Annotated in this window: 20 protein-coding genes; 13 read left to right on the forward strand and 7 right to left on the reverse strand. The window is 74.5% G+C overall.

What is annotated here, in order from left to right:
- Positions 1-74 precede the first annotated feature (74 nt).
- Both IPL61_23255 and IPL61_23260 read left to right on the forward strand, forming a co-directional pair.
- Positions 75-1,910, forward strand: coding sequence for a hypothetical protein (locus IPL61_23255; GenBank protein ID MBK9034142.1), 1,836 nt, complete (start codon positions 75-77; stop codon positions 1,908-1,910).
- Complete coding sequence (locus IPL61_23260) at positions 1,910-3,544, forward strand: hypothetical protein (GenBank protein MBK9034143.1); 1,635 nt, start codon at positions 1,910-1,912, stop codon at positions 3,542-3,544. The genes IPL61_23255 and IPL61_23260 overlap by 1 nt, the downstream gene beginning before the upstream one ends.
- Positions 3,545-3,548: 4 nt before the next feature.
- Here IPL61_23260 and IPL61_23265 read toward each other — a convergent pair whose 3' ends face one another.
- A complete protein-coding gene (locus IPL61_23265; protein ID MBK9034144.1) occupies positions 3,549-4,550 on the reverse strand; it encodes a cysteine synthase A in 1,002 nt (333 codons plus the stop codon).
- A 149-nt stretch (positions 4,551-4,699) separates the two neighbouring features.
- Between IPL61_23265 and IPL61_23270 the strand changes: the two genes are divergently transcribed.
- Complete coding sequence (locus IPL61_23270) at positions 4,700-5,443, forward strand: hypothetical protein (protein MBK9034145.1); 744 nt, start codon at positions 4,700-4,702, stop codon at positions 5,441-5,443.
- Positions 5,440-5,739, forward strand: a complete 300-nt coding sequence (locus tag IPL61_23275) for a hypothetical protein (GenBank protein ID MBK9034146.1) — start codon at positions 5,440-5,442, stop codon at positions 5,737-5,739. The genes IPL61_23270 and IPL61_23275 overlap by 4 nt, the downstream gene beginning before the upstream one ends.
- A 13-nt stretch (positions 5,740-5,752) precedes the next feature.
- On the opposite strand, the gene IPL61_23280 is transcribed toward IPL61_23275, so the two are convergent.
- Positions 5,753-6,184: a ribonuclease N1 gene (locus tag IPL61_23280; GenBank protein MBK9034147.1), complete on the reverse strand. Its 432-nt coding sequence runs from the start codon at positions 6,182-6,184 to the stop codon at positions 5,753-5,755.
- Between the two features lie 156 nt (positions 6,185-6,340).
- On the opposite strand from IPL61_23280, the gene IPL61_23285 reads away from it, so the two are divergent.
- Both IPL61_23285 and IPL61_23290 read left to right on the forward strand, forming a co-directional pair.
- Entirely contained in the window at positions 6,341-7,081 is a 741-nt protein-coding gene (locus IPL61_23285; GenBank protein ID MBK9034148.1) for a DJ-1/PfpI family protein, read from the forward strand.
- 44 nt (positions 7,082-7,125) lie between these two features.
- Positions 7,126-7,956 carry a GNAT family N-acetyltransferase gene (locus tag IPL61_23290; GenBank protein ID MBK9034149.1) on the forward strand — a complete coding sequence of 277 codons (831 nt, stop codon included), beginning with the start codon at positions 7,126-7,128 and terminating at the stop codon, positions 7,954-7,956.
- A 565-nt stretch (positions 7,957-8,521) separates the two neighbouring features.
- Here the strand turns inward: IPL61_23290 and selD are convergent.
- The 4 genes from selD to IPL61_23310 form a co-directional block, all read right to left on the reverse strand.
- The gene (gene selD / locus IPL61_23295; protein ID MBK9034150.1) at positions 8,522-9,535 is read right to left on the reverse strand and encodes a selenide, water dikinase SelD; all 1,014 of its coding nucleotides are present in this window, start codon (positions 9,533-9,535) and stop codon (positions 8,522-8,524) included.
- A gap of 94 nt (positions 9,536-9,629) precedes the next feature.
- Complete coding sequence (locus tag IPL61_23300; GenBank protein MBK9034151.1) at positions 9,630-10,367, reverse strand: hypothetical protein; 738 nt, start codon at positions 10,365-10,367, stop codon at positions 9,630-9,632.
- A complete protein-coding gene (locus IPL61_23305; protein ID MBK9034152.1) occupies positions 10,364-12,238 on the reverse strand; it encodes a protein kinase in 1,875 nt (624 codons plus the stop codon). The genes IPL61_23300 and IPL61_23305 overlap by 4 nt, the downstream gene beginning before the upstream one ends.
- 34 nt (positions 12,239-12,272) lie before the next feature.
- On the reverse strand, positions 12,273-12,710 hold the full coding sequence (locus IPL61_23310) for a hypothetical protein (protein MBK9034153.1): 438 nt from the start codon (positions 12,708-12,710) through the stop codon (positions 12,273-12,275).
- 92 nt (positions 12,711-12,802) lie between these two features.
- Here IPL61_23310 and IPL61_23315 point away from each other — a divergent pair, with 92 nt between their 5' ends.
- From IPL61_23315 to IPL61_23325, 3 genes are read left to right on the forward strand one after another with little or no spacing between them, the layout of a single operon-like run.
- Positions 12,803-14,326, forward strand: coding sequence for a BamA/TamA family outer membrane protein (locus IPL61_23315; GenBank protein ID MBK9034154.1), 1,524 nt, complete (start codon positions 12,803-12,805; stop codon positions 14,324-14,326).
- The gene (locus IPL61_23320; protein ID MBK9034155.1) at positions 14,320-14,985 is read left to right on the forward strand and encodes a hypothetical protein; all 666 of its coding nucleotides are present in this window, start codon (positions 14,320-14,322) and stop codon (positions 14,983-14,985) included. Before IPL61_23315 ends, IPL61_23320 begins: the two co-directional genes overlap by 7 nt.
- Complete coding sequence (locus tag IPL61_23325; GenBank protein MBK9034156.1) at positions 14,982-16,451, forward strand: HAMP domain-containing protein; 1,470 nt, start codon at positions 14,982-14,984, stop codon at positions 16,449-16,451. Before IPL61_23320 ends, IPL61_23325 begins: the two co-directional genes overlap by 4 nt.
- Positions 16,452-16,737: 286 nt before the next feature.
- On the opposite strand, the gene IPL61_23330 is transcribed toward IPL61_23325, so the two are convergent.
- A complete protein-coding gene (locus IPL61_23330; GenBank protein ID MBK9034157.1) occupies positions 16,738-17,619 on the reverse strand; it encodes a diguanylate cyclase in 882 nt (293 codons plus the stop codon).
- 102 nt (positions 17,620-17,721) lie between these two features.
- Here IPL61_23330 and IPL61_23335 point away from each other — a divergent pair, with 102 nt between their 5' ends.
- From IPL61_23335 to IPL61_23350, 4 genes are all read left to right on the forward strand, one after another.
- Entirely contained in the window at positions 17,722-18,477 is a 756-nt protein-coding gene (locus tag IPL61_23335; GenBank protein MBK9034158.1) for an alpha/beta fold hydrolase, read from the forward strand.
- Between the two features lie 11 nt (positions 18,478-18,488).
- Entirely contained in the window at positions 18,489-19,964 is a 1,476-nt protein-coding gene (gene glpK / locus IPL61_23340) for a glycerol kinase GlpK (GenBank protein MBK9034159.1), read from the forward strand.
- A 1-nt stretch (position 19,965) separates the two neighbouring features.
- A complete protein-coding gene (locus tag IPL61_23345; protein MBK9034160.1) occupies positions 19,966-20,541 on the forward strand; it encodes a hypothetical protein in 576 nt (191 codons plus the stop codon).
- Positions 20,542-20,672: 131 nt separating this feature from the next.
- Complete coding sequence (locus IPL61_23350) at positions 20,673-22,070, forward strand: hypothetical protein (GenBank protein MBK9034161.1); 1,398 nt, start codon at positions 20,673-20,675, stop codon at positions 22,068-22,070.
- The last annotated feature ends 22 nt before the right edge of the window (positions 22,071-22,092 follow it).

The raw sequence follows: 22,092 nt of genomic DNA on the forward strand, positions 1-22,092 counted from the left end.
GGCCAGGCCCTCTCAGCCGGATCGGCTGCGGTTTTTGGTGACACCCCCGGGTCGCGGCGGGCACCCTTGGCCCCATGGTCTTTCGCACTGCGGTGTTCGCCGCGCTCGCGGCTTCGTTCCTGGCGTGCGGTGGCGGCGGCGGCGGTGGCATCGACGCGCCCCCGTCCGACAGCGCCCCGCCGGTCGACGCGCCGGTCGACGCGTTCATCATCCCGGTCCTGCGCAACCCGGTCGGGCTGGCCGACGATCAGCTCGCGATGCAGGCGTCGCTCTTGCTCGGCCAGGGCGGCTCGATGCGCTGCAACCAGTGCCACGCGATCAGCCGCGATCGCCTGCGCTCGTGGGAGACCGAGTCGAGCGCGGCGGTCAGCAACTGCCTGACCAACACCGCGCCGATGACCCAGGCCGAGGGCGCGGCGATCGTCGACTGCCTGCGCGCCACGCCGGGCGTCGTGACCTCGGGCTGGCCGCCCCACAACTTCGGCATCTACGCCACCGCGGCCCGCCTCGACTGGTTCCTCTACGTCTTCAACCTGGCGTTCGGCCCCACCGAGGGGCCGAACCAGCTCGCGATGTTCCAGGCCGAGACCGCGATGCCGCGCGGCGTCGGCGCGCCCTACACCCAGGGCGAGTTCGACATCGTCGCCGAGTGGTTCGCGCGCGGCCTGCCGATGCTCGACGTGGTCATCCCGGCCGACCCGCCGCCGACCGACTGCACGACCACCATCACCGCCGAGGTCACCACCCACGTCGCGACCATGGCGACCCAGGGCTGGCGCGCGCTCAACCGCACCAACGGCATCCTGATGTTCGGCTGCGCCGGCGCCGCCACGCCGCGCGACTGCCTGACCACCTACCCGAGCTCGAGCGCCAACGCGTGGAGCGCCGGCTGGGCGGCCGCGATGCCCAACCAGACGATCCGCGTGCTGCGCGAGAACAACTACAGCTCGAGCTACTGGACCCGCAGCTCGGCCGACGGCCGCTACGTCGCCCACGGCGGCGCGGCCGCGGCCAGCCAGACCTACCGCTCGACGATCATCGATCTGACGCGCGACGCCGAGATCCCCGCGGCGGCGCTCTACGATCCCGGGTTCTTCGCCGACAACTCGGGCTTCGTGCTCCAGGGCGGCAGCGCCAAGTTCTGCGAGCAGTCGCTCCTCGCCAGCGGCCCGGCGACGGTCGACTTCACCGAGGCCCAGTGCAGCACCACCACCGCGGTCGGGCTGTACCAGCACCTCGGCGCGGTCCACAACGGCGACTACTGGACCGTCGACGGCCAGTTCACCAACGACAACGGCGGCCACGGCGTCACGCTCGCGGATCCGTCGTCGACCTTCCAGTCGACCGCGTCGATCGACCTGACGCCGCTGGTCCACACCGGCACGGCGTACGTGCCCAAGCCCCGCACCCGGATCACGTTGCCGCGCGAGGGCGACGTCGTGATCTCGCCGTCGGCGCGGCTCCTGGTCAGCCGGGTCTCGGCCGGCGCCGGGCAGTCGCTGTACCTGATGCGCAAGATCGTCGCGACCCCCAACGGCACCGGCTACGACGTGCAGGTTCCGGAGATCGCGCGCTACTGCGTCCGCGGCGCCAAGCCGGCGCTCAGCTACGACGAGCGCTGGATGACCTGGGAGCACTACGTCGAGGCCAACGACTGGCAGGCGCTGGGCTACAGCAGCGCGACCGACCCCGGCTTCACCGCGCTGCGCGCCAGCGGCGCCGCGAACGTCTACGTCATGGACATCGCGACCGGGGCCATCCAGCGCGTCACGACGATGCAGCCGGGCCAGTACGCGCTGTACCCGCACTTCCGCAGCGACGGCTGGCTCTACTACCTGGTCCGCGACAACACCCGCGGCCGCGAGTACGTGGTGGCCAGCGACGCCGCGCTGGTGCTCGAGACCCAGTGATGCGTGGGGCGGTCGCGATCGCGGCGCTCGCGGCCACCGCCGCCTGCGCCGATCCGCCGCCGAGCTGCCCCGCGGACGGCACCACCGCCGCCGCGCTGACCGCCGCCGACCGCAAGCTGGTGGGCCAGGCGGCGCCGTACCCGGCCGACGGCGCGCTGCGCGGGCGCGACGACGAGCTGGCCCACGATCAGGCGGCGCGCCGGGCCGCGGCCTGGGCCGCGATCGAGCGCGCGGTCGCGCCGGTCGCGTTCGCGATCGCGCCCGGCCTGCCGAGCGGCGCGCTGCCGCGCTGGCACACCTGGTACGGCAAGGACGATCTGCGGCGCCTGTTCGATCACGGGTTCCGCGCGCTGACGCCCGAGGAGCAGCGCGCGCGGGCGCGCCTGTCCGACGAGCTCCTCGATCAGACCTTCGCGTGGAACCCGACCGCGGTCGACGAGCTGCCGACGTGGCCGCCCGAGCGCTTCGCCGAGTACGCCGCCGCGGTCGACACGCCCGAGGAGATCCACGGCGTCGGCGGGATCGACCGCGTCCAGTACAGCCCCGGCGCCGCCCGCCACCTGCTGACCAGCTACCCCGAGATCATCGCGTGCCTGGGCCAGCCGGCGCCGCCGGCGATCCTCGATCCGCCGACCGCGGGCCCCCGGCGGATGGTGCGTGAGCCGCTGGCGCTGGCCGCGTGCGCCGAGCGCGCCTACGGGCCCTACTTCGTCGGCGCCGGCGAGCGCCTGACCGCGCGGCTCGACGGCGCTGGCCAGGTCCGGGTCCGGGTCGGCGGCGCGCCCACCGCCGACACCTTCGACTGCGCCGGCGCCGTGTGCACGGTGGCCGGCGCCGGCCCGGTCTGGGTCACGGTCGTGGCTGACGGCGACGGCGGCGCGGCCACGCTGACGGTCGACTACCAGGAGGCCGACCCGACCTGGGCCGCGTGCCTGGCCGGGGCGTTCCCGCTCGACGCCGCGCTGGTCAAGGCCGACTGGCGCCGGGCCGAGCTCGGCTTCGGCGTGCCCATCGTCGACACCAGCGGGCCGGCCCTGGCGGCGATGCGCGCCGGCGACACCCGCGCCTGGATCGCCGACGGCGAGGCCGACCCCGGCCCCGAGCGCATCTACACCGCGGTCCTGCCCAACGGCAACCGCTACCGCCTGGCCGGGCTGCACCTGATGACCAAGGAGCTCGATCACTGGCTGTGGGTGACGCTGTGGTGGTCGGCCAGGCCCGACACCGACTTCGGCGCCGATCGCCCGGCGGCGCTGGCCGGCACGGTGTGGCGCAACTACAAGATGTGCGTCGTGACCGCGTTCGACGAGCGCGATCCCGATCCGCGCGGCGGCGCCGTCGATCCGTCGCTGGGCGACGCGCTGGCCGCGGTCCACGACGCGCCGTCGTGGTGCTCGAACCCGATGCTCGAGGCCGGCGCCCACAACGGGACCTCGAGCTGCGTCGGCTGCCACCAGCACGGCGGCACGACGCTGCGGGCCGAGGACATCCTCGCCGACGACGCGCGCTTCCCGCAGGACGGCCGCACCCAGCTCCGCAACAACTTCCCGACCGACTACTCGTTCGCGATCGTCACCGGCGACGAGGTCGGGCGGATGCTGGCCGACGAGGTCGAGTTCTGGACCCCGCCGTGACCGCTCACGAGACGAACGACAGATCGGTCGCGGTCGGCGTGAGGCCCTTGGCCGCCAGCCACTCGCTCGAGAACAGGCGCGACGCGTAGCGCTGGGCGCCGTCGCACAGGATCGTCGCGACCGTCGCGCCCGACCCGAGCACGCGCGCCAGCTTGACCGCGCCGACGCACGCGAGCGCCGCCGAGCCGCCGACGAACAGGCCGTCGTTAGCCAGGAGCCAGTGCACCATCTCGATCGCCTCGCGATCGGTGCCGGCGAACGCGCCGTCGAGCGTGGCGCCGGCGAAGTTGGCGGTGATCCGGCGGATGCCGATGCCCTCGAGGACGCTCGACCCGGCGGCGTCGAGGGTGCCGTGGATGACGTGGTTGTAGAGCGAGCTGCCCTCGCAGTCGATCAGCCAGCACTGCACGCGCGGCCGCGCCTCCTTGAGGTAGCGCGACACGCCGGCGATCGTGCCGCCGGTGCCCGCGCACGCGACGAAGCCGTCGAGCCGCGGCGCCTCGGCCAGGAGCTCGGGCCCGGTCGTGAGGTAGTGGGCGCGGGCGTTGGCCGGGTTCTCGAACTGATCGGCCCAGAACGCCCCGCGCTCGTCGGCCAGGCGCCGGGCCACGTGATAGTAGTTGCCGGGGTCGGCGAACGGCAGCGCCGGCACCAGGTGCACGACCGCGCCGAGCGCACGCAGGAGGTCGATCTTCTCGGGGCTCTGGGTCTCGGGGATGACGATGTGGCAGCCGTAGCCGCGGGCCCGCGCGACCAGCGCCAGGCCGATGCCGGTGTTGCCGGCGGTGCCCTCGACGATCTCGCGCGGCCCGCGGGCGCCGCCCAGCCGCCCGGCGGCCTCGGCGTCGAGGACGATCTGGCGCGCGGCCCGATCCTTGACGCTGCCGCCGGGGTTGAGGTGCTCGGCCTTGCCGAGGATGGTGCAGCCGGTCGCCTCCGACAGGCTGCCGATGCGGATGAGCGGGGTGGCCCCGACGGTGCCGACGAAGCCATCGCGGACGGGCATGGCGACAACCTACCGCAGGTGCCCGGGTTGGGCGCGCAACATCGCGAAGGGATTGGGCCATCGCCCGGTCGGCGGCCCGGACGCCCGAGCGAGCGTGGCGACCTGGCTTGACAGCGGCCGAGAGATAATGAAAATGACTTTCAATATCCATGAAGCGCCTCACCCTCGCCGCCGTCGCCCTCGTCGCCGTCCCCGCGATCGCGCACGCCGATCGCCGCTCGTTCAGCCGCACCTACGAGTACATGACCATGCCCGAGGGCCAGACCGAGGTCGAGGTCTACTCGACCTGGGCCCGGGCCACCTGGGACGACGGCGCGCTCGAGACCCACCAGCTGCAGCTCGAGATCGAGCACGGCCTCACCGACCGCTGGGACGTGTCGCTGTACCACGCGTTCGATCAGGCGTCGGGCGATCTCATGACCACCGTCCCGATGCACCTGTCGGCGATCAAGCTGCGCAGCCGCTACCGCTTCGCCGAGCGCGGGGAGCTGCCGGTCGACGTGCTGCTCTACGGCGAGGTCGCGCGCACGTTCGGCGCCAGCGCCTACGTCGGCGAGGCCAAGGCCGTCCTCGCCCGCGACTTCGGCCAGGTCACGGTCGCGGCCAACCTGATCGGTGAGGTCGAGTTCGGCGGCGAGGTCGACGCGACCGAGGTCGAGCTGGGCTGGGCGGCCGGGGCCACCTACGAGCTGTCGCCGACGTGGAAGGTCGGCGCCGAGAGCTGGGGCGACCTCGAGCCGACCGAGCTCGACGAGACCATCAGCGCCTACGCCGGGCCGGCGGCGTCGTGGGCGGCCAGCGGCGCGCTGTGGGTCACGACCACCGCCGGGTTCGGGCTCACCAGCAACGCCGACAAGTTCACGGTCCGCGCGATCATCGGGATGTCGCTGTGAGGGCGCTGGTGGTCATCGCGCTGGCCACGACCGCGGCCTGCCGCGGGCCGTGGCTGCCGGTCGCCACCGAGGCCGACGCCGTCCGGGTCCAGCGCCAGGTCGCCGACCTCAACCACGGCCGGACGCTGCTGATCCGCCACTGCAGCGGCTGTCACCTGACGCCGTCGCCGCGCGATCAGGCGGCCGGGGCCTGGCCGGGCGAGGTCGCCGACATGCAGGAGCGCTCGGGCCTCGAGCCCGGCGAGGCGTCGCTGATCACGCAGTACCTGATCGCGTTCGCGCCCACGCCGCGCTGACCTCGGGCGCCGGTCAGGGCGCGGCGGCGCGGACCGCGACGAACGCGCGGTAGTGATCGCGGGTGTAGTACAGCTCGCGCCGATCGCCCGCGACCAGGCGGCGCGCGCCGCGATCGTCCTCGGTCGGCGTCGGGACGGTGTACTCGCGCCAGTAGCCGCGCGCCCGGCGCGGCAGCCGTCCCTCGCGGTTCTCGAACACCGCGCCGTCCTTGCGGTAGGCGAACGGGCCGCCGCGATCGATCGCCGTGGCGACCGCGATGACCGCGGCGCGCTCCTCGGGGTCGGCGATCGAGCCGAGCGCGAGCGCGGCCGGCGTGGCCGGCGTGGGCGCGGCGATCGGCGGTGTCGCCGTGGGCGCGGCGCGCGGCGGTGTCGCCGTGGGCGCGACGCGCGGGCTCGGCGACGGCGACGGCGACGGCGACGCGCGCGGCGACGGCGTGGCCATCGGCGGCGCGGCCGGCGTCGGCGCGTCCGCGGGTGCGCCGCGCTGGGTCCACCACACCGCGATCAGCGCGACGACCACGACGGCCAGCGTCACCACCTGGTTGCCGCGACGTGGCGCCATCGCCGCGACCGTAGCAGATCGCGTAGCATCGCCGCGATGGCGCGCCTGTGGATGCCCCTGCCCGACCACGACTTCGACGTCACCGAGGTCGCGGTGCCGTGGAAGCTCGCGACCGAGGCCGGCCACGAGGTGGTGTTCGCCACCGAGGCGGGCGCGACGCCCGCCGCCGATCCGCTGCTCCTGCGCGGCGTGCTGTTCGGCAAGCTCGGCGCCTACCCCGAGCCCAAGGCGTTCTACCAGGAGCTGACCGAGGCCCCGGCGTTCATGCGCACCGTGCCCTGGGCCGACCTCGACGTCGCCGGCTTCGACGGGCTGATCCTGCCCGGCGGCCACGCGCCCGGGATGAAGCAGTACCTGGGCGCGCCCGCGCTGCACGCGCAGGTCGCGCGGTTCTGGCAGCTCGGGCGTCCGGTCGGCGCGATCTGTCACGGCGTCCTGGCGCTGGCCCGCAGCGTCGATCCGACCACCGGCGCCAGCGTGCTCGCGGGCGCGCGCACCACGTGCCTGCCGAAGTACATGGAGCGCTCCGCGTACCTGCTGACGTTCTGGAAGCTCGGGCGCTACTACCGGACCTACCCGGCCTACGTCGAGGACGAGGTCAAGGCCGCGCTGGCCGACCCGGCGCGGCAGTTCGAGCGCGGGCCGCGCACGACCACCCAGCGCGGCACCCGCGACGACGACGACGCGACGTTCGTGGTGGAGGACGGTCGCTACGTGTCGGCGCGCTGGCCCGGCGACGCCTACCGGTTCGCGCGCGCGTTCCTGGCGCGGCTGTGACCGCGGCGGTTGCATCGCGGCCGAGGTTCGACGAACCTCGGCCGATGTTCGTCGACGTCGCGCTCGCGGCCCGGATCGACGCGGGCGAGGCGGGCCTGGCGCAGGCGGTCGCCCACGGCGTCGCCTCCACCGGCGCGACCGTCGCGATCGATCCGATCGCCGGCGGCGTCGCCGTGCTGGCGCGCCCCGGGCTGCCGACCAACAAGGTCGCCGGCTGCGGCTTCGGCGCCGAGCTCGATCTCGACGCGCTGGCGGCGATCGAGGCCCGCTGGCACGCCGACGGCGAGCCGGTGCGGTTCGAGCTGGCGACGCTGGCGCCGCCGGCGCTGCACCAGGCCCTGCTCGGGCGCGGCTACCTGCTCGAGGGCTTCGAGCACGTGCTCGTGCGCCGGGTGCGCGCCGCCGACGCGGTGCCGGCCCTGGCCGCGGGCGTCACCGTCGAGCCCGTCACCGACGCCACCGCCGCCGACTGGCTGCGGGTGTCGATCGACGGGTTCGGCCACCCCGACCATGTCAGCCCGCTCGATCCGCCGATCGACCCCGCGGTCCTCGAGCGCATCTTCGCGGACCTCGGCACCGCCGCGGTGCCGCGCTACCTGGCGCGGGTCGACGGCGCGCCGGCCGGGATCGCCAGCGCGCGCTTCGCCGACGGCCTGGTCCAGCTGTGCGGCGCGGCCACCGCGCCGCGGTTCCGTCGCCGCGGCGTGCAGCGCGCGCTCCTGACCACGCGCCTGGCCGACGCGGTCGCCGCCGGCTGCGACCTCGCGGTGGTCACCACCGCGCCGGCGTCACAGTCCCAGGCCAACGTCATGCGGATCGGCTTCGCGCTCGCGTACGCCCGCGCGGTGCTGCTGCGGGCGCCGGTCGGCCGGTAGGCGCGGCCCGGGGACCCTGGCACACGCTTGCGGCGCGCGTGCAGGTCGCGTCGGCGTGAGCGTGAACGCGCAGGCGGGGGGCGGCCGCGAGCAGGACGCGGCCAGGTACCCCCGGCCGCCGGAGACACGACAGGGCGCCCCCGCGGACCGCACCTGGCCGACGAGCCGACTGAGAGCCGCACCCGGGAGAGGCGCCGAGACGCCGTGCCCGCGCCCAGCGAGGGGGCGCGGACGGCCGCGGGAGCGCGCCCTCCAGGGCTTGCCCAGACCGTAGCTTCTTCGGTCGAGCACCGGTCCACGCGCCGGGAGTTTCGCGTCTAGGACACCGACCGGTTTGAATGCTTTCGCGAGACGCGGACGTGCGAACGGCGACTGATCCGGCGCACGCCCGAAGCGCAGCGAGGAGCGTAGGGACCTACGTGACGAGCGAGCATCGGACGTACGCCCGGAGGTGCCCGCCAGGTCGCGTCGCAGCAGGCACTTCGACCCGGTCGGTGTTCTGGAGGGGAGGCGCGCCGGGCTTGCCCCGACGAGGGGAGGCCTGGCGACAGGCCGCCCAGGAGACTCAGGCGATCGCGATCGGCTGCGCGGCGTCGGCCGGCTGCGGCGCGTGCAACACGCCGATCGCCGCAGCCGGCAAGCCGCAGGCGCGCAGCGCCGCGACCGCGGCGTCGGCCCGGTCGGGCGGCACGCACAAGAGCAGGCCGCCGCTGGTCTGGGCGTCACACGCGATCGTCAACACGCGGTCGCGGTCGGCGTCGGGGCCGCGCCAGGCGACGCCGGGCTCGAGGAACGTGCGGTTGGTCTTGCTGCCGCCGGGCACGCGCCCGGCGACGATGTGGTCGTCCACGCCGGGCAACACCGGCAGCGCGGCGGCGGTCACGGTCGCCGCCAGGCCGCTGCCGCGGACGATGTTGCGCAGGTGCCCGATCAGGCCGAAGCCGGTGATGTCGGTCGCGGCGGTGACGCCGTGGGCGCGGCCGACCGCCGCGGCGTCGCGGTTGAGCGTCGTCATCGACGCGATCGCCGCCGCGGTCTCGGCCGCCGACGCGGCGCCCTGCTTGATCGCCTGGCCGAGCACGCCGGTGCCGAGCGCCTTCGTCAGCACCAGCACCTGGCCGGCCTGGGCCGCGGTGTTGGCCCAGATCGCGTCGAGCGCGACCTCGCCGGTGACCGACAGGCCGAACTTGAGCTCGGGATCGCGCACGGTGTGGCCGCCGACCACGGCCACGCCGGCGGCGCGGCAGACCGCGGCGGCGCCGCGCTGGATCGCCACGAGCACGTCGAGCGCGAGCTTGTCATCGGGGAAGAACGCCAGGTTGAGCGCGTATTTCGGCTCGCCGCCCATCGCGTAGACGTCGGACAGCGAGTTGCACGCGGCGATCGCGCCGAACGCCTCGGGGTCGTCGACCAGCGGCGCGATCACGTCGGCGGTCAGCACCAGCCCGTAGCCCGGGCGCGGCCCCGCCACCACCGCGGCGTCATCCTTGGCGCGGTGATCGACGACGATCCCGGACAGGGCTCCGCCGTCCGCGCCCGCGGGCGCGTCGTGATCGAGGACCTGCACGAGGTCCGGCAAGCGGAGCTTGGCGGCTCAACCACCGCCGCGCGCGAACTGGGTCAGGCGGATGGCGGCCTTGGCTTCGGCGGTCATGCGCGTGACGGTACGCCGATCAGAACGCGCCGACCACCGCCAGCCCGACCGAGTCGGCGGTGGCCGTCGGGGTCACCAGCACCGGCCGTCGGTGCCGCCAGCTCTGCTTGGGCAGCGTGTACAACGTCACGCCCGACACCACCGCGCCGAGCGCCAGCGACATGAGCGCGTCGCGCCACGAGTCCTCGACCACGACCAGGTAGGTCCCGGTCACGAGGTGCAGCGCGGCGCCGCCGCCGAGCTGCAGCCAGAAGGCGTTGCGCTCCTTGCGCCCGGCCACCGCGCGCGCGCGATCGATCGCGGCGGCGTCGACGCAGGCGTCGCCCGACGCGCGCACCCGCGGGATCCGCACCGGCAGGATCAGGCGCGACGCCATGCCGATCGCCGCCTTGCCGGCGCCGGTGTAGAGCGCCGCCGCCACCGGGGGACCGAACTCGCGTCCGGGCGAGAACTCGAGCAGCGCCAGTCCGACCTGGCCGACGGTGAACACGCCGAAGGCGATCGTCCAGCCCAGGTTCCAGTGGGCCGCGCTCGTGGCCTCGTCGTCGAGGATGCGGCGCTCGCGCTCGACGAGGTCGGGCTCACAGCCCACGCCCGCTGGCGGCGCCACCTGGGCCGCCGCCGGCGCGGCCGCCTCCGCTGGCGGCGCCACCTGGGCCGCCGCCGGCGCGGCCGCCTCCGCCGGCGGCGCCACCTGGGCCGCCGCCGGCGCGGCCGCGAGCACGAGCGCGGCCATGGCGGCCGCGACCGATCTCACGGCAACACGACGCTGGCGAAGAACCGCGCCCGGATCGCGCGCTGGCCGTCGAAGTCGCCGGTGACGCTGTAGAGCGCGGCGAGCAGCTGGGTCGAGCCGACGAAGAACCGCATCTCGACCCGCTCGCTGTCCTTGACCAGGATGCTGACGTAGCGGCCGGCGCCGTCGGTGACCGGGCCGTGATCGAGCAGCGTGGCCCCGAGCGAGGTCGCGACCGACTCGGCGACCGTCGCCAGCGCGTCGTCGTCCGCGCCGCGGGCGTCGCCCGGCAGGGCGTACATCGCGACGCCGGTGGCCGAGCCCTTGTGGAAGCCGGCGAACAGGCGCGTGCCGTCGGCCAGCACGTTCGGCGACGTCGGCAGGCCCGGCGGGACCTCGATCTGCCAGCCGGCGTCGGGATCGCGGAACGTGCCCCAGGCCGCCGCCGGCGGCGGTGGCGGCGGCGTCGGCCCCGGCCCGACGTTCCAGTCGTTGACGTCGTCGTCGTCGCCGTCGTCGGCCGTCGTCGACGGCTTGGTCGACCGCTGCTGGCTGATCACCACCGCCGCGGCGATACCGCCCGCGGCCAGCAGCCCGAGCAAGATCCACAGCCACAGGAGCGAGCCCCGGCGCGCGGGCGCCATCGACGGATACGGCGCCGGCGCCATCGGCGGATACGGCTGGGGCATCGGCCGCGGCGTCAGCACGCCCGGCGGGTACGACCGCGGCACGCCGGGCGGCGGACCGACCGGCGGCCCCATCATCCCCGGGCGGCTCGGCGCCGGCCCCGCTGGCGGCGGCCCGGGCGGCGCGGCCGTCGACGCGAACCCGGGCACCGGCGACGGCACCGCCATCGCCGTCGACGCGTGCCCCATCGGTCCGCCGAAGCCGGCCGCGGTGCCGCCGACGTGCGGCGCCAGCGCCGCCATCTGCTCGGCGTAGTGATCCATCGATGGTGGCCGCTGGCTCGGCTCCTTGGCCAGCGCCGCCATGATCAACGAGTCGAGCGCCGGCGCCAGCCCCAGGTCAGGCCGGCGCGCGGTCGGCGGCGGCGGGGTCTCGGTCAGGTGCTTCGACAGCACCGCCATCACGGTCGGCCCCTCGAACGGCAAGCGCCCGGTGACCATCTCGTAGAGCATCGCGCCGAGCGCGTAGACGTCGGTGCGGCCGTCGACCTCGTCGCCGCGGATCTGCTCGGGCGCCATGTACTGCGGCGTGCCGACGAGGTCGCCGGCCTGGGTCATCGCGTTGACGGTCTGGCGGTTGTCGTCGCGCAGCTTGGCGATGCCGAAGTCGAGCACGCGGACCACGTCGTGCTCCCGGCCGCGCTCGGTCAACATGACGTTGTCGGGCTTGAGATCGCGGTGGACGATGCCGTGGCCGTGCGCGTCGGACAGCGACGCCGCGATCTGCCGGCCGATCGCCAGCGCCCGCGCCGGCGGCAGCGGCCCCTCGGTGGTCACGACCTGCCGCAGCGATCGGCCCTCGAGGTACTCCATCGCGATGAACAGCGCGCCGGTGCCGTCCTGGCCGAAGTCGTAGATGTTGACGGTGTTGGGGTGGCTGAGCTTGGCCGCGAGCTCGGCCTCGGCGTTGAACCGCCGGACCAGCCCGGGGTTGGCCGACAGCTCGGGTCGCAACACCTTGATCGCGACCGTGCGCTTGAGCGAGATCTGCTCGCCGCGGTAGACCGCGCCCATGCCGCCCTCGCCGAGCTTGGACAGCACGCGGTAGCGCCCGGCGATGTCGCGCCCGGTGAGGTCGCCCGCGCCCGGCGGCCCCGGCGGGTTCAGGTCCTTGTAGGACGGCTCGGTCGCGGCGGTGGCGCGCCCGCACGCCCCGCAGAAGCGCGCGTCGGCGACGGTCTCGGCCCCGCAGTGCGGACACAGCACGCGCCGAGTATACGAGATCGGCGCGACCGCCGCGTCATCGGCGGAGATCGAAGATCGCGTAGACCGGCTGGCCGCCGCCCCGGATCAGCCGCACCTCGATCCGCCCGTCGTCGAACAGCGCGATGACGGCCAGCGCGTCGCCGCCGCCGTCGACGGTCGCGACCAGGCTCAGGTACACGCGCAGCGGCGCGCCGTCGAAGGTCAGGCTGGCCAGGCGATCGGCCTCGGCCCCGGGCAGCGGCGTGACCGCGGCCGCGGCGCACAACCCGGTGACCTCGAGCGTGCCGGTCAGCCCGAACCGATCGACCGTCGCGATCGTCAGCCGCGCCGTGGCGTCGCCGGCGACGCCGACCCGCACGACCGGCGTGTCGCCGACCCGGGGCCCGGCCCAGGCGCCGTCGAAGTCGCGGACGTCGGTGCAGGCGGTCAGCGTGATCAGGGCCACGACAGCGAGGCGCGCGAGGGTCGTCATGGCGCCAGGGTACCGCGCCGGCGGCGCGCCCGCGCACGGCGATTCCGGGCTGCGCGTTGGCGGCGGCGGCGCGCGCGCGTTACCGTACGCGGGTGCGGCGCCGCTCCTCGGTCTTCGCGTGCGCGGCCGCGATCGCCCTGGTCGTCGGCGGCGACCGGGACGCCCGCGCCCAGCCCGCCCCGCCGCTGGGCGCGCCGTCGCCGGGCGCGCCGCTGCCCGACGACGTGCTCGATCCCGAGGGCTCCTCGGGCGACATCGGCACCACGCTCGGCGCGTCGATCGGGCCCGTCGTCCAGATCGAGGACATCGTCGTGGTCGGCAACCGGTCGACCGCCCGGCGGGTGATCGAGCGCGCGCTGCCGTTCTCGCGCGGCGACATGCTGCGCCCGAGCGACCCGCGCCTGGCCCGCGCCCACTGGAAGCTGCTGGCGCTCGGCTACTTCCGCGAGGTCGACGTCGCGCTGCGCAAGGGCAGCGCCCACGGCCGGGTCATCGTCTCGATCACCGTGGCCGAGCGCGGCACCGTCGCGCTCAACCGGATGTGGTTCGGCTCGAGCGCGGTGGCGCCGTGGTGGCTCGGCGCCGACGTCAGCGATCGCAACTTCGCCGGCACCGGCCTCGTCGTCGGCGGCGGCGCGGTCTACGCCAGCCCGGGCTCGATCACCGGGGCGCGCGCGCAGTGGGCCGGCGAGCTGCGGCTGGCGGCGCCGGCGCTGCGCGGCAGCCGCTGGGGCGCCCACGTCGCGATGACCGGGCAGCACGGCAGCGAGCCGTTCCGCGTCACCGGCCCGGCCGGCACCGGCGAGCCCGACGACCTGCGCGCGTTCGCGTACCGGCGCCTGGGCGGGCGGGCCGGGCCGAGCCTGGCGCTGTCGGCGCTGACCTCGCTGTCCGCCGACGTCCGGGTCGAGGCCATCGACGCCGCGGTGCCGATCGCGCCGACGCGGACGCTGCCCGACGGCCGGGTCGCGGCGATCGATCTGGGCCTGCGCCGCGGCGACAGCCGGGTGGTGTCGTTCGGGTTCGGGCTGGTGCGCGACAACCGCCCCGATCCGGCGCTGCCGCACCGGGGCACCCGGGTCGAGGTGGTCGGCGAGCTGGGCACGTCGCTGCTCGGCGGCAGCTACGACTTCGCGGTGCTGCTGGGCCGCTACGATCGGTTCTGGCCGCTGACCCGGCGCCACGCGATCGGCCTGCGCCTCGCCGGCGGCACGGTCATCGGCGACGCGCCCCGGTTCGATCGCCTCCACATCGGCGACGTCGATCGGATGCTGTCGCCGCGGGTGCTGGGCATGACGACCGCGCTGACCGCGCCGCTCGATCTGCTGGGCACCGACAACGCCGACGCGGTCTACGGCGAGCTCGGCGGCTCGGTCGTGGCCGAGTACGCGTACCGGTGGTGGCGCCGGCCCAACCGGATCTACGGCGGCGACGTGTTCGTCGCGGTCGGGCTGTGGGGCCTGGCCACGACCGACGAGCTGCGGGTGCGCGATCGCGGCTGGTGGTCGGCGTTGCCGGTCGACGCCGTGGTCGACGTCGGCCTGCGCATCGACACCGAGATCGGCGTGTTCGAGTTCTCGATCGCCAACGGCCTCGGGCGCGTGCCGCGATGGTGACCGCGGCGCGGGCCGGGCGCGGCGCCGCGCTGGTGGCGGCCGCGCTCGCGGCGGCGCTGGCGACGGCGGCGGTCGCCGACGACGGCCCGGTCGTGCGCACGATGCGGTTCGGCGAGCGCGGCACGACGCTGTCGGTCACGACCGACATCACCAGCCTGTTCGACAAGCGCGCGTACGATCGGCTCGACGACGGGCTCCTGTCGACGGTGGTCATCCGGCTGTGGGTGTTCCCGAAGGGCAGCAAGCGGCCGATCTCGTTCCAGCTCCTGCACCGCGAGGTCGTCTACGACCTGTGGGGCGAGATCTACGAGATCGCGCTGAGCGGCCCCGGCGGCCGGCGCCTGTACCGGGTCAAGTACAAGGCCGAGGCGCTCAAGCTCGTGACCAACCTCGACCAGGTGGCGATCGCCGACGTCGCCAGCATCCCGTTCGAGCGCCAGTACGAGCTGGCGGTCGTGGCCGAGCTCAACCCGGTCAGCGCCGAGACCATGGCCGAGGTCCGGCGCTGGCTGTCGGACGGCGCCGGCGGCGGCCTCGATCGCGGCGGCTCGTTCTTCGGCTCGTTCGTGTCGGTGTTCGTCAACCTCAAGGTGCCCGACGCCGATCGGGTCCTGCGCCTGCAGTCGCAGCCGTTCTTCCGGCGCAGGCCGACGCCGTGAGCGCCAAGCCGCGGTTCGGGCGCGGGCTGAGCCTGCAGATCAAGCTGGTCGCGCTGTTGCTCGTGGTCGTCTTGATCCCGGCGGCGGCGTCGGCCTACCTGATCACGCGCGTGTCGCGCCTGGCCGCCAACTTCGCCGCGGTCGAGGCCGCGTCGCGCAACCGCTCGCTCGAGCGGGCGCTGCGCACCTACCGCGAGCTGATCGAGACCAAGAAGCTGCACCTCAACGAGATCGCGCGGCGGCTGGTCGACGACGACGGCATCGCGGCGCTCGATCCCGGCGCCCTCGAGCGGACGCTCGCGGCCGAGCCCGACGTCGCGCTCCTGGCGTACATCGATCGCGCCGGCCACGAGGTCACGCGGGCCCAGCGCGCGCCCCCGGCCGGCAGCGAGATCAAGACGATCAAGTTCCCGCTCGCCGCCGGCGGCTCGCTCGAGGTCGGCGTGCTGGTGCCGGCCGGGCTGCAGCAGGAGCTGCGGCAGCTGGCCGACTCGCTGGCGGCGGCCCGGACCGTGGCCAAGAACCGCAGCGCGCTGTCCGACGGGTACGTGCTCGCGTTCCTGGCGATCGTCGGCATCTCGGCGCTGGCCGCGATCGGGGTGGGCCTGTTCGCGGCCCGGCGCGTGACCGGGCGGATCGCGGCGCTGGTCGAGGTCGCGCGCGCGGTCTCGCGCGGCCAGCCCGAGGCCCGCGTGCGCCTGCACGGCGCCGACGAGATGTCCGAGCTGGGCACCGCGTTCGACACGATGCTCGACGACCTCAGCCGCCAGCGGACCGAGATCGAGTACCTGCAGCGCATCGGCGCCTGGCAGGACGTCGCGCGCCGGCTGGCCCACGAGATCAAGAACCCGCTCACGCCGATCCAGCTCGCGGTCCAGCAGTGCGTCGCGGCCTACCAGGGCGACGACCCGCGGATGAAGCGCCTGCTCGCCGACACCGGCGAGATCGTCGAGGAGGAGATCGCCAGCCTACGCCGGCTGGTCGACACCTTCCGCACGCTCGGCCAGCTGCCCCGGGTCGAGGCCGCGCCGATGCCGCTGGTCGAGCTGGTCGAGGAGCTCCGCCTCGATCCGACCGTGGCGACCCGGCTCGAGATCGTCGCGCCCGAGGCGCCGGTCCTGGTGCGCGCCGACAAGCTGCTGCTCAAGCGCGTGCTCGCCAACCTGGTCGAGAACGGCATGCACGCCGGCCAGGAGGCCGGCCGCGCCGGCGCGGTGACCGTGGCCTGGCGCGCGCTGCGCGACCACGTCGAGGTCACGATCGACGACGAGGGCAAGGGCGTCAGCGCCGAGGCCCGCGCCAAGATCTTCGAGCCCTACGTGACGACCAAGGCCACCGGCACCGGCCTGGGCCTGGCGATCGCCAAGAAGATCGCGCTCGAGCACGGCGGCACCCTCGACGTGGCCGCTGACCGCGCCCCGACCGGCGGCGCCCGGTTCGTGCTGACGATCCCGCTGGCGACCTGAGCCGGCGCGCCGCCTCACGCGGCGCGGCGCGCGGCCCGACCACGGGCCGCCGGGGCGAACCGCTGCGCCCACGCTCAGGTCGAGGTCGATCGCGCGGTCGCGGCCCAGGCCGCGTGCCCCCGCGGCTCAGCCGATCACGCGGTTGCGCCCACGATCCGGTCGAGCTCGATCGCGCGGTCGCGGCCCAGGCCGCGTGCCCCCGCGGCTCAGCCGATCACGCGGTTGCGCCCACGATCCGGTCGAGCTCGATCGCGCGGTCGCGGCCCAGGCCGCGTGCCCCCGCGGCTCAGCCGATCACGCGGTTGCGCCCCTCGCGCTTGGCCCGGTACAGGTTCTCGTCGGACATCTTGATGAAGCCGGGCGGATCGATGTCCTCGCCCTCGACGGTGGCGACCCCGACCGAGATCGTGACCGGGAACCGATCGCCCTCGTACTCGAACGGCTCGTCGGCGATCAGCCGGCGGATCTGCTCGCCGAAGATCATCGCGCCGGCGTGGTCGGTCTCGGGCAGGACCGCGGCGAACTCCTCGCCGCCGTAGCGGGCCAGCAGCTCCTCGCGCCGGACCCGCGCGAGCAGCCGCTTCGACAGCTCCTTGAGCACCGCGTCGCCGGTCAGGTGGCCGTGGGTGTCGTTGATGTTCTTGAAGTGGTCGATGTCGAACATCAAGAGCGACAGCGGCCGCCGGTGGCGCGCGCACCGCGCGATCTCGCGCTCGAGGAACTCGAGGAACGCCCGCTTGTTGTGGCACCCGGTGAGACCATCGATGATGGTCATCCGGTAGATCTCCTCGTAGTACGACGACTCGACGCCGGCGCCCGACAGGAACTTGAAGATCGCGGCGCCGATCTTCAGGAAGTCGTTGTCCTTGAGGATCGACCGCTGCACCGGCACGTCGTTGACGTAGCTGCCGTTGGTCGACTGCAGATCCTCGACCATCCACTGGTCGGCCTGGCGGAACACCCGCGCGTGGCGGCGCGACACCGAGTCGCGATCGACCTGGATGTCACAGTCGCTGCCGCGGCCGAGCACGATCTCCGAGCGCGACAGCGGGAACTTCTTGCCCATGTCCGCGCCCGGTGGATACACGAGCACGAGACACGCCTCGCCAGCCTCTGCTTTGGGCTTGACGACCTGGACCTTGGTGATGCGGGTCTTCCACTCGCTCATCGGAAGCGCGCGATTCTCCAGGGGATCAAAGCAACGCCGATCGCCCGTGTCAATGTGCGCAAGCAAACTACCGCGCGCGGACCGAACGGCTAGCATGCCCCCGTGCTCGGCGCCCCCTTCTTCCTCCCCGGCGATCGACGCGGCGTCCTTTGTATCCATGGGTTTACCGGGACGCCGTACGAGATGCGATACCTGGGCGACAGCCTGGCCGCCCGGGGCATGACGGTCCGCGGCCTGGCCCTGCCCGGCCACGCGACCCGGATCGACGATCTATACGGTGCGACCTGGCGGGGATGGAGCGACGCCGTGGTCGCGGCCTACGACGACCTCGCCGGGCGCTGCGACCGGGTCGCGGTGGTCGGGCAGTCGCTCGGCGGGCTGCTGGCGCTACACCTGGCGACGCGCCGGCGCCCGGCGGCGGTCGCGTCGCTGGCGGCGCCGCTGTGGCTCGAGGGTCTGGGCGGAGTGGTCGCGCGCGCGCTCACCCGCGGGCCGCTGGCTGGGCGCGTCCGGACCCTCCCCAAGCTCGGCGGCTCCGACGTGCGCGACCCCAAGGTCCGGGCCGAGAACCCGTGCTACCGCGGCTTCCCGGTGTCGGCGCTGGGCGAGCTGCTCACGTTCATGGAGGTCGTCGACGCCGCGCTGCCCGAGGTGCGGGCGCCGCTGCTGATCCTGCACGCGACCCACGACCACACCGCGCCGGTGGCGTCGGCCCACCGGATCGCGGCGCGGGTCGGCACGGTGCCGCGGCTGCGGATCCTCCCCGACAGCTTCCACCTGATCAGCGTCGACGTCGAGCGCACGATCGTCGCGGCCGAGGTCGGGACCTGGTGCGCGCGCTACCTGCGCGGCTCGTGATACACGACGTCATGCGGCACGTCATCGCGATCGACCAGGGCACCACCGGCAGCACCGTGCTCGTCCTCGACGAGACCCTGCGCGTGGTCGGGCGCGGCTACCGCGAGTTCGCGCAGCACTACCCGCAGCCCGGCTGGGTCGAGCACGAGCCCGACGAGATCTGGGCGTCGGTGGTCGACGCGCTCGGCCAGGCCCTGGCCGCAGCCGCGATCGCGCCGGCGGCGATCGCCGCGATCGGCATCACCAACCAGCGCGAGACCACGATCGTCTGGGACCGGGCCAGCGGCCGGGCGGTCCACCGCGCGATCGTCTGGCAGGATCGGCGCACCGCCGACACCTGCGCCGCGCTCAAGGCCGCGGGCCACGAGGCCGTGGTCCGCGCGCGCACCGGGCTCACGCTCGATCCGTACTTCTCGGGCACCAAGGTCGGCTGGATCCTCCGCAACGATCCGGCGGTCGCCGCGGCGGCCAAGCGCGGCGAGCTGGCGTTCGGCACCGTCGACAGCTACCTGCTGTGGCGCCTGACCGGCGGCGCGGTCCACGCCACCGACGTCACCAACGCGTCGCGCACGCTGCTGTTCGATCTGCACACCCGGGCCTGGTCCGAGGAGCAGTGCGCGCTGCTCGGCGTCGAGCCCAGCCTGCTGCCGACGGTCGTGCCGTCGGCCGGCGTGTGCGGCACCACCCGCGGCGTGCCGGGCCTGCCCGACGGCGTCGCGATCGCCGGCCTCGCCGGCGACCAGCACTCGGCGCTGTTCGGCCAGATCTGCTTCGAGCCCGGCCAGGCCAAGTGCACCTACGGCACCGGCGCGTTCATCCTGATGAACACCGGCGCGACCCCGGTGGCGTCGAAGGCCGGGCTGCTGACGACGATCGCCTGGCAGATCCCGGGCGAGCTGGCCTACGCCCTCGAGGGCTCGGCGTTCATCGCCGGCGCCGCGGTGCAGTGGCTGCGCGACGGCCTCGGGTTCTTCGAGTCGGCCAAGGAGGTCGAGGCGCTCGCGGCGTCGGTGCCCGACTCCGGCGGCGTCGTCGTCGTGCCGGCGTTCACGGGGCTCGGCGCGCCGCACTGGCGGCCCGACGCCCGCGGCCTGATCACCGGGCTGACCCGCGGCACCACCCGCGCCCACCTGGCCCGGGCCACGCTCGAGGGCGTCGCGCTGCAGAACGTCGACATCCTGCGCGCGATGGAGGCCGACTCCGGGCGCACGCTGACCACGCTGCGGGTCGACGGCGGCGCCGCGGCCAACGATCTGCTGATGCAGTTCCAGGCCGACGTGCTCGGCGTCGAGATCAGCCGGCCCGAGCTGGTCGAGACCACCGCGCTCGGCGCCGCGTTCCTCGCCGGCCTCGGCGCCGGGGTGTGGCCCGACAAGGACGCGATCCGCGCCACCTGGCGCGAGCAGCGCCGGTTCCACCCGACCGGCGACCGCGCCACCGTCGACGCCCACCTGGCGCGATGGAACGCGGCCGTGGCCAAGGCCTGACATGACCGACCAGCCCGACCCGCCCGCGCGACCCGACCCGCCCGCGCAACCCGACCCGCCCGCGCGACCCGACCCGCCCGAGCGACGCGACCCGCCGGTCAGCGGCCGCCGCCTGTCGCTGACGATGGTCGGCGTCACGCTGGTCGGCTTCGTCTTGCCGGCGGTCGCGATCACGATGGCGTACCGCTCGTGCCTGGGCACGACCGTGCGCGGCGCGGTGTCGATCAAGGGCCAGGCGATCGACTGGCGCCAGCGCCTGGGCAGCTGCGCGGCCGAGGCCGACGGCCGGGCGATCACGCTGACCAACGGCGGCGACGTGCTGGTCCGGGCCGCGGTCGATCCGATCGACGGCCCGCGGCTCGAGCTGGCGCCGCCCGGTCAGCCGCTGGTGGTGCTGGTGCCAGCGACCTGCCCGGCGATGCGGGTCGAGCTGCGCGCCGCCGGCAAGCGCGACGACGGCAGCGCGATCCTCGACGGCACGATGGTGGCGAACTGCCTGGTGCCGCCGGGCCACCCGCTGGCGGGCGCGGTGGTCTCGGTCGACGGCTGGTGGAAGCACTGCAAGCTGCCCGAGTGACCCGCCGGCGCGGGTGGGCCGAGCGCGACCCAGCGGCTCGCCCACCTGGGTCCGCCGCGGCCCGACACCGCGGCCCGGCCGGCCTGAGATCGAGCGGTTGCGCTGGCGTGAAGGTTGCTGTGGGTGCGGGCATGAAGTCGACCATCGCACTCTCGCTCTCGACGCTCACGCTCGCGGCTTGTGACATGAAGCTGCCCGGCGATGTCACCCTGCCCGGCGGCACGTCCTCAGGCGGCGCGCGCAGCTCCGGCGCCCCGAGCACCGCGGCCGCGCCCAGCCCCGACGCGCCGCCGTCGAAGCCGGTCGGCGACCTCGCGCCGTACTACTCGAGCCTGGAGCTCGCCGCGCTGTACCAGCTCATCGCCAACGAGCGCCAGGATCAGATCTACGAGCGCGCCAAGGCCGCGGTCGGCCGCGACCTCCTGTGGCAGAGCCCCAACCCCGATCCGACCTGGATCCTGTTCTGGCGCACCAAGGACTGGACCAACGCCAGCGAGAACGCCGAGGCCATGACCCAGGCGGCGTTCAACCGCTCGTGGGAGCAGAGCTGCGTGGCCGAGTTCGCGGCGAGCCGGAAGGCCCACGCCGACGCCGCGGCCCGGCTCGCCCCCGAGCTGGCCCGGGTCGACGGGCTCACCAACTACTATGAGCGCATGGCGGGCTACGTCGCTGTCGCGGCGCAGTTCGAGGACGCGATGACCGCGGCCGGCCTGCCGATCGACAAGGATCCGTTCGGCCCGGTCGGCTTCCGCGCCACCGTGATCGCCCACGCGGTCGCGTTCCACAACGGCTCGCCCCACGGCTGGACCGCGTTCCCGCGCGATCAGTTCCCCGCGCTGGGGCAGATGCGCGACGGCACCCGCGAGCTCAGCGACGACGTCGCGCTCGAGCGCAGCAGCTACTGCGCGCGCGTCGCCAGCCGCGGCGGCGTCGCGACGACGCCGTTCACCAGCATCTGGAGCGAGGGCCACATGTCGGCCAGCCGCGTGGCCTGGCCGACCGTGACCGGCGACGAGGGCGCCACCCGCGCCAAGCTGGCCGAGCTGACCAAGCGCACGTCCGCGCAGCTCGAGCCGCGCGCGCAGCTGCGGATCGAGAACGTCGAGAAGACCTTCGGCTTCGGGCCGCCGGCCGAGGAGCCCAAGCTGGCCGGCTTCCGCGAGTTCAAGGTCACCGCGGTCAAGGGCGACGTGATCACCGCGACCCGCACCGACGCCGAGCGCTACTCGTACGCCTGCCGCACGACCAACCGCATCGACCGCATCGACGACAATGGCCGGCTGATCTACCAGCAGAACTGCAAGTCCGGCGAGCGCGAGTTCAAGCTGACCGTGGCCGCGACGTTCGCCGAGCTGCCGCCGGGCGTGACGCCGACCGCGGGCGACGTCATCAGCTTCGCCGCCGACGTCGACGGCGACGCCAAGAAGGTCACCAAGAACTCGCCGGCCAAGCAGGTGACCGTGCGGACCTTCACCGCCACCGGCCGCCACCTGTTCAAGGTCAAGCGCGGCGCGACGACCGTCTGGTGACGGCCGGGCCGGCGGAGGGGGA

The organism is Myxococcales bacterium (assembly GCA_016717005.1).
In the GTDB taxonomy this organism is placed as follows: Bacteria; Myxococcota_A; Polyangia; order Haliangiales; family Haliangiaceae; genus UBA2376.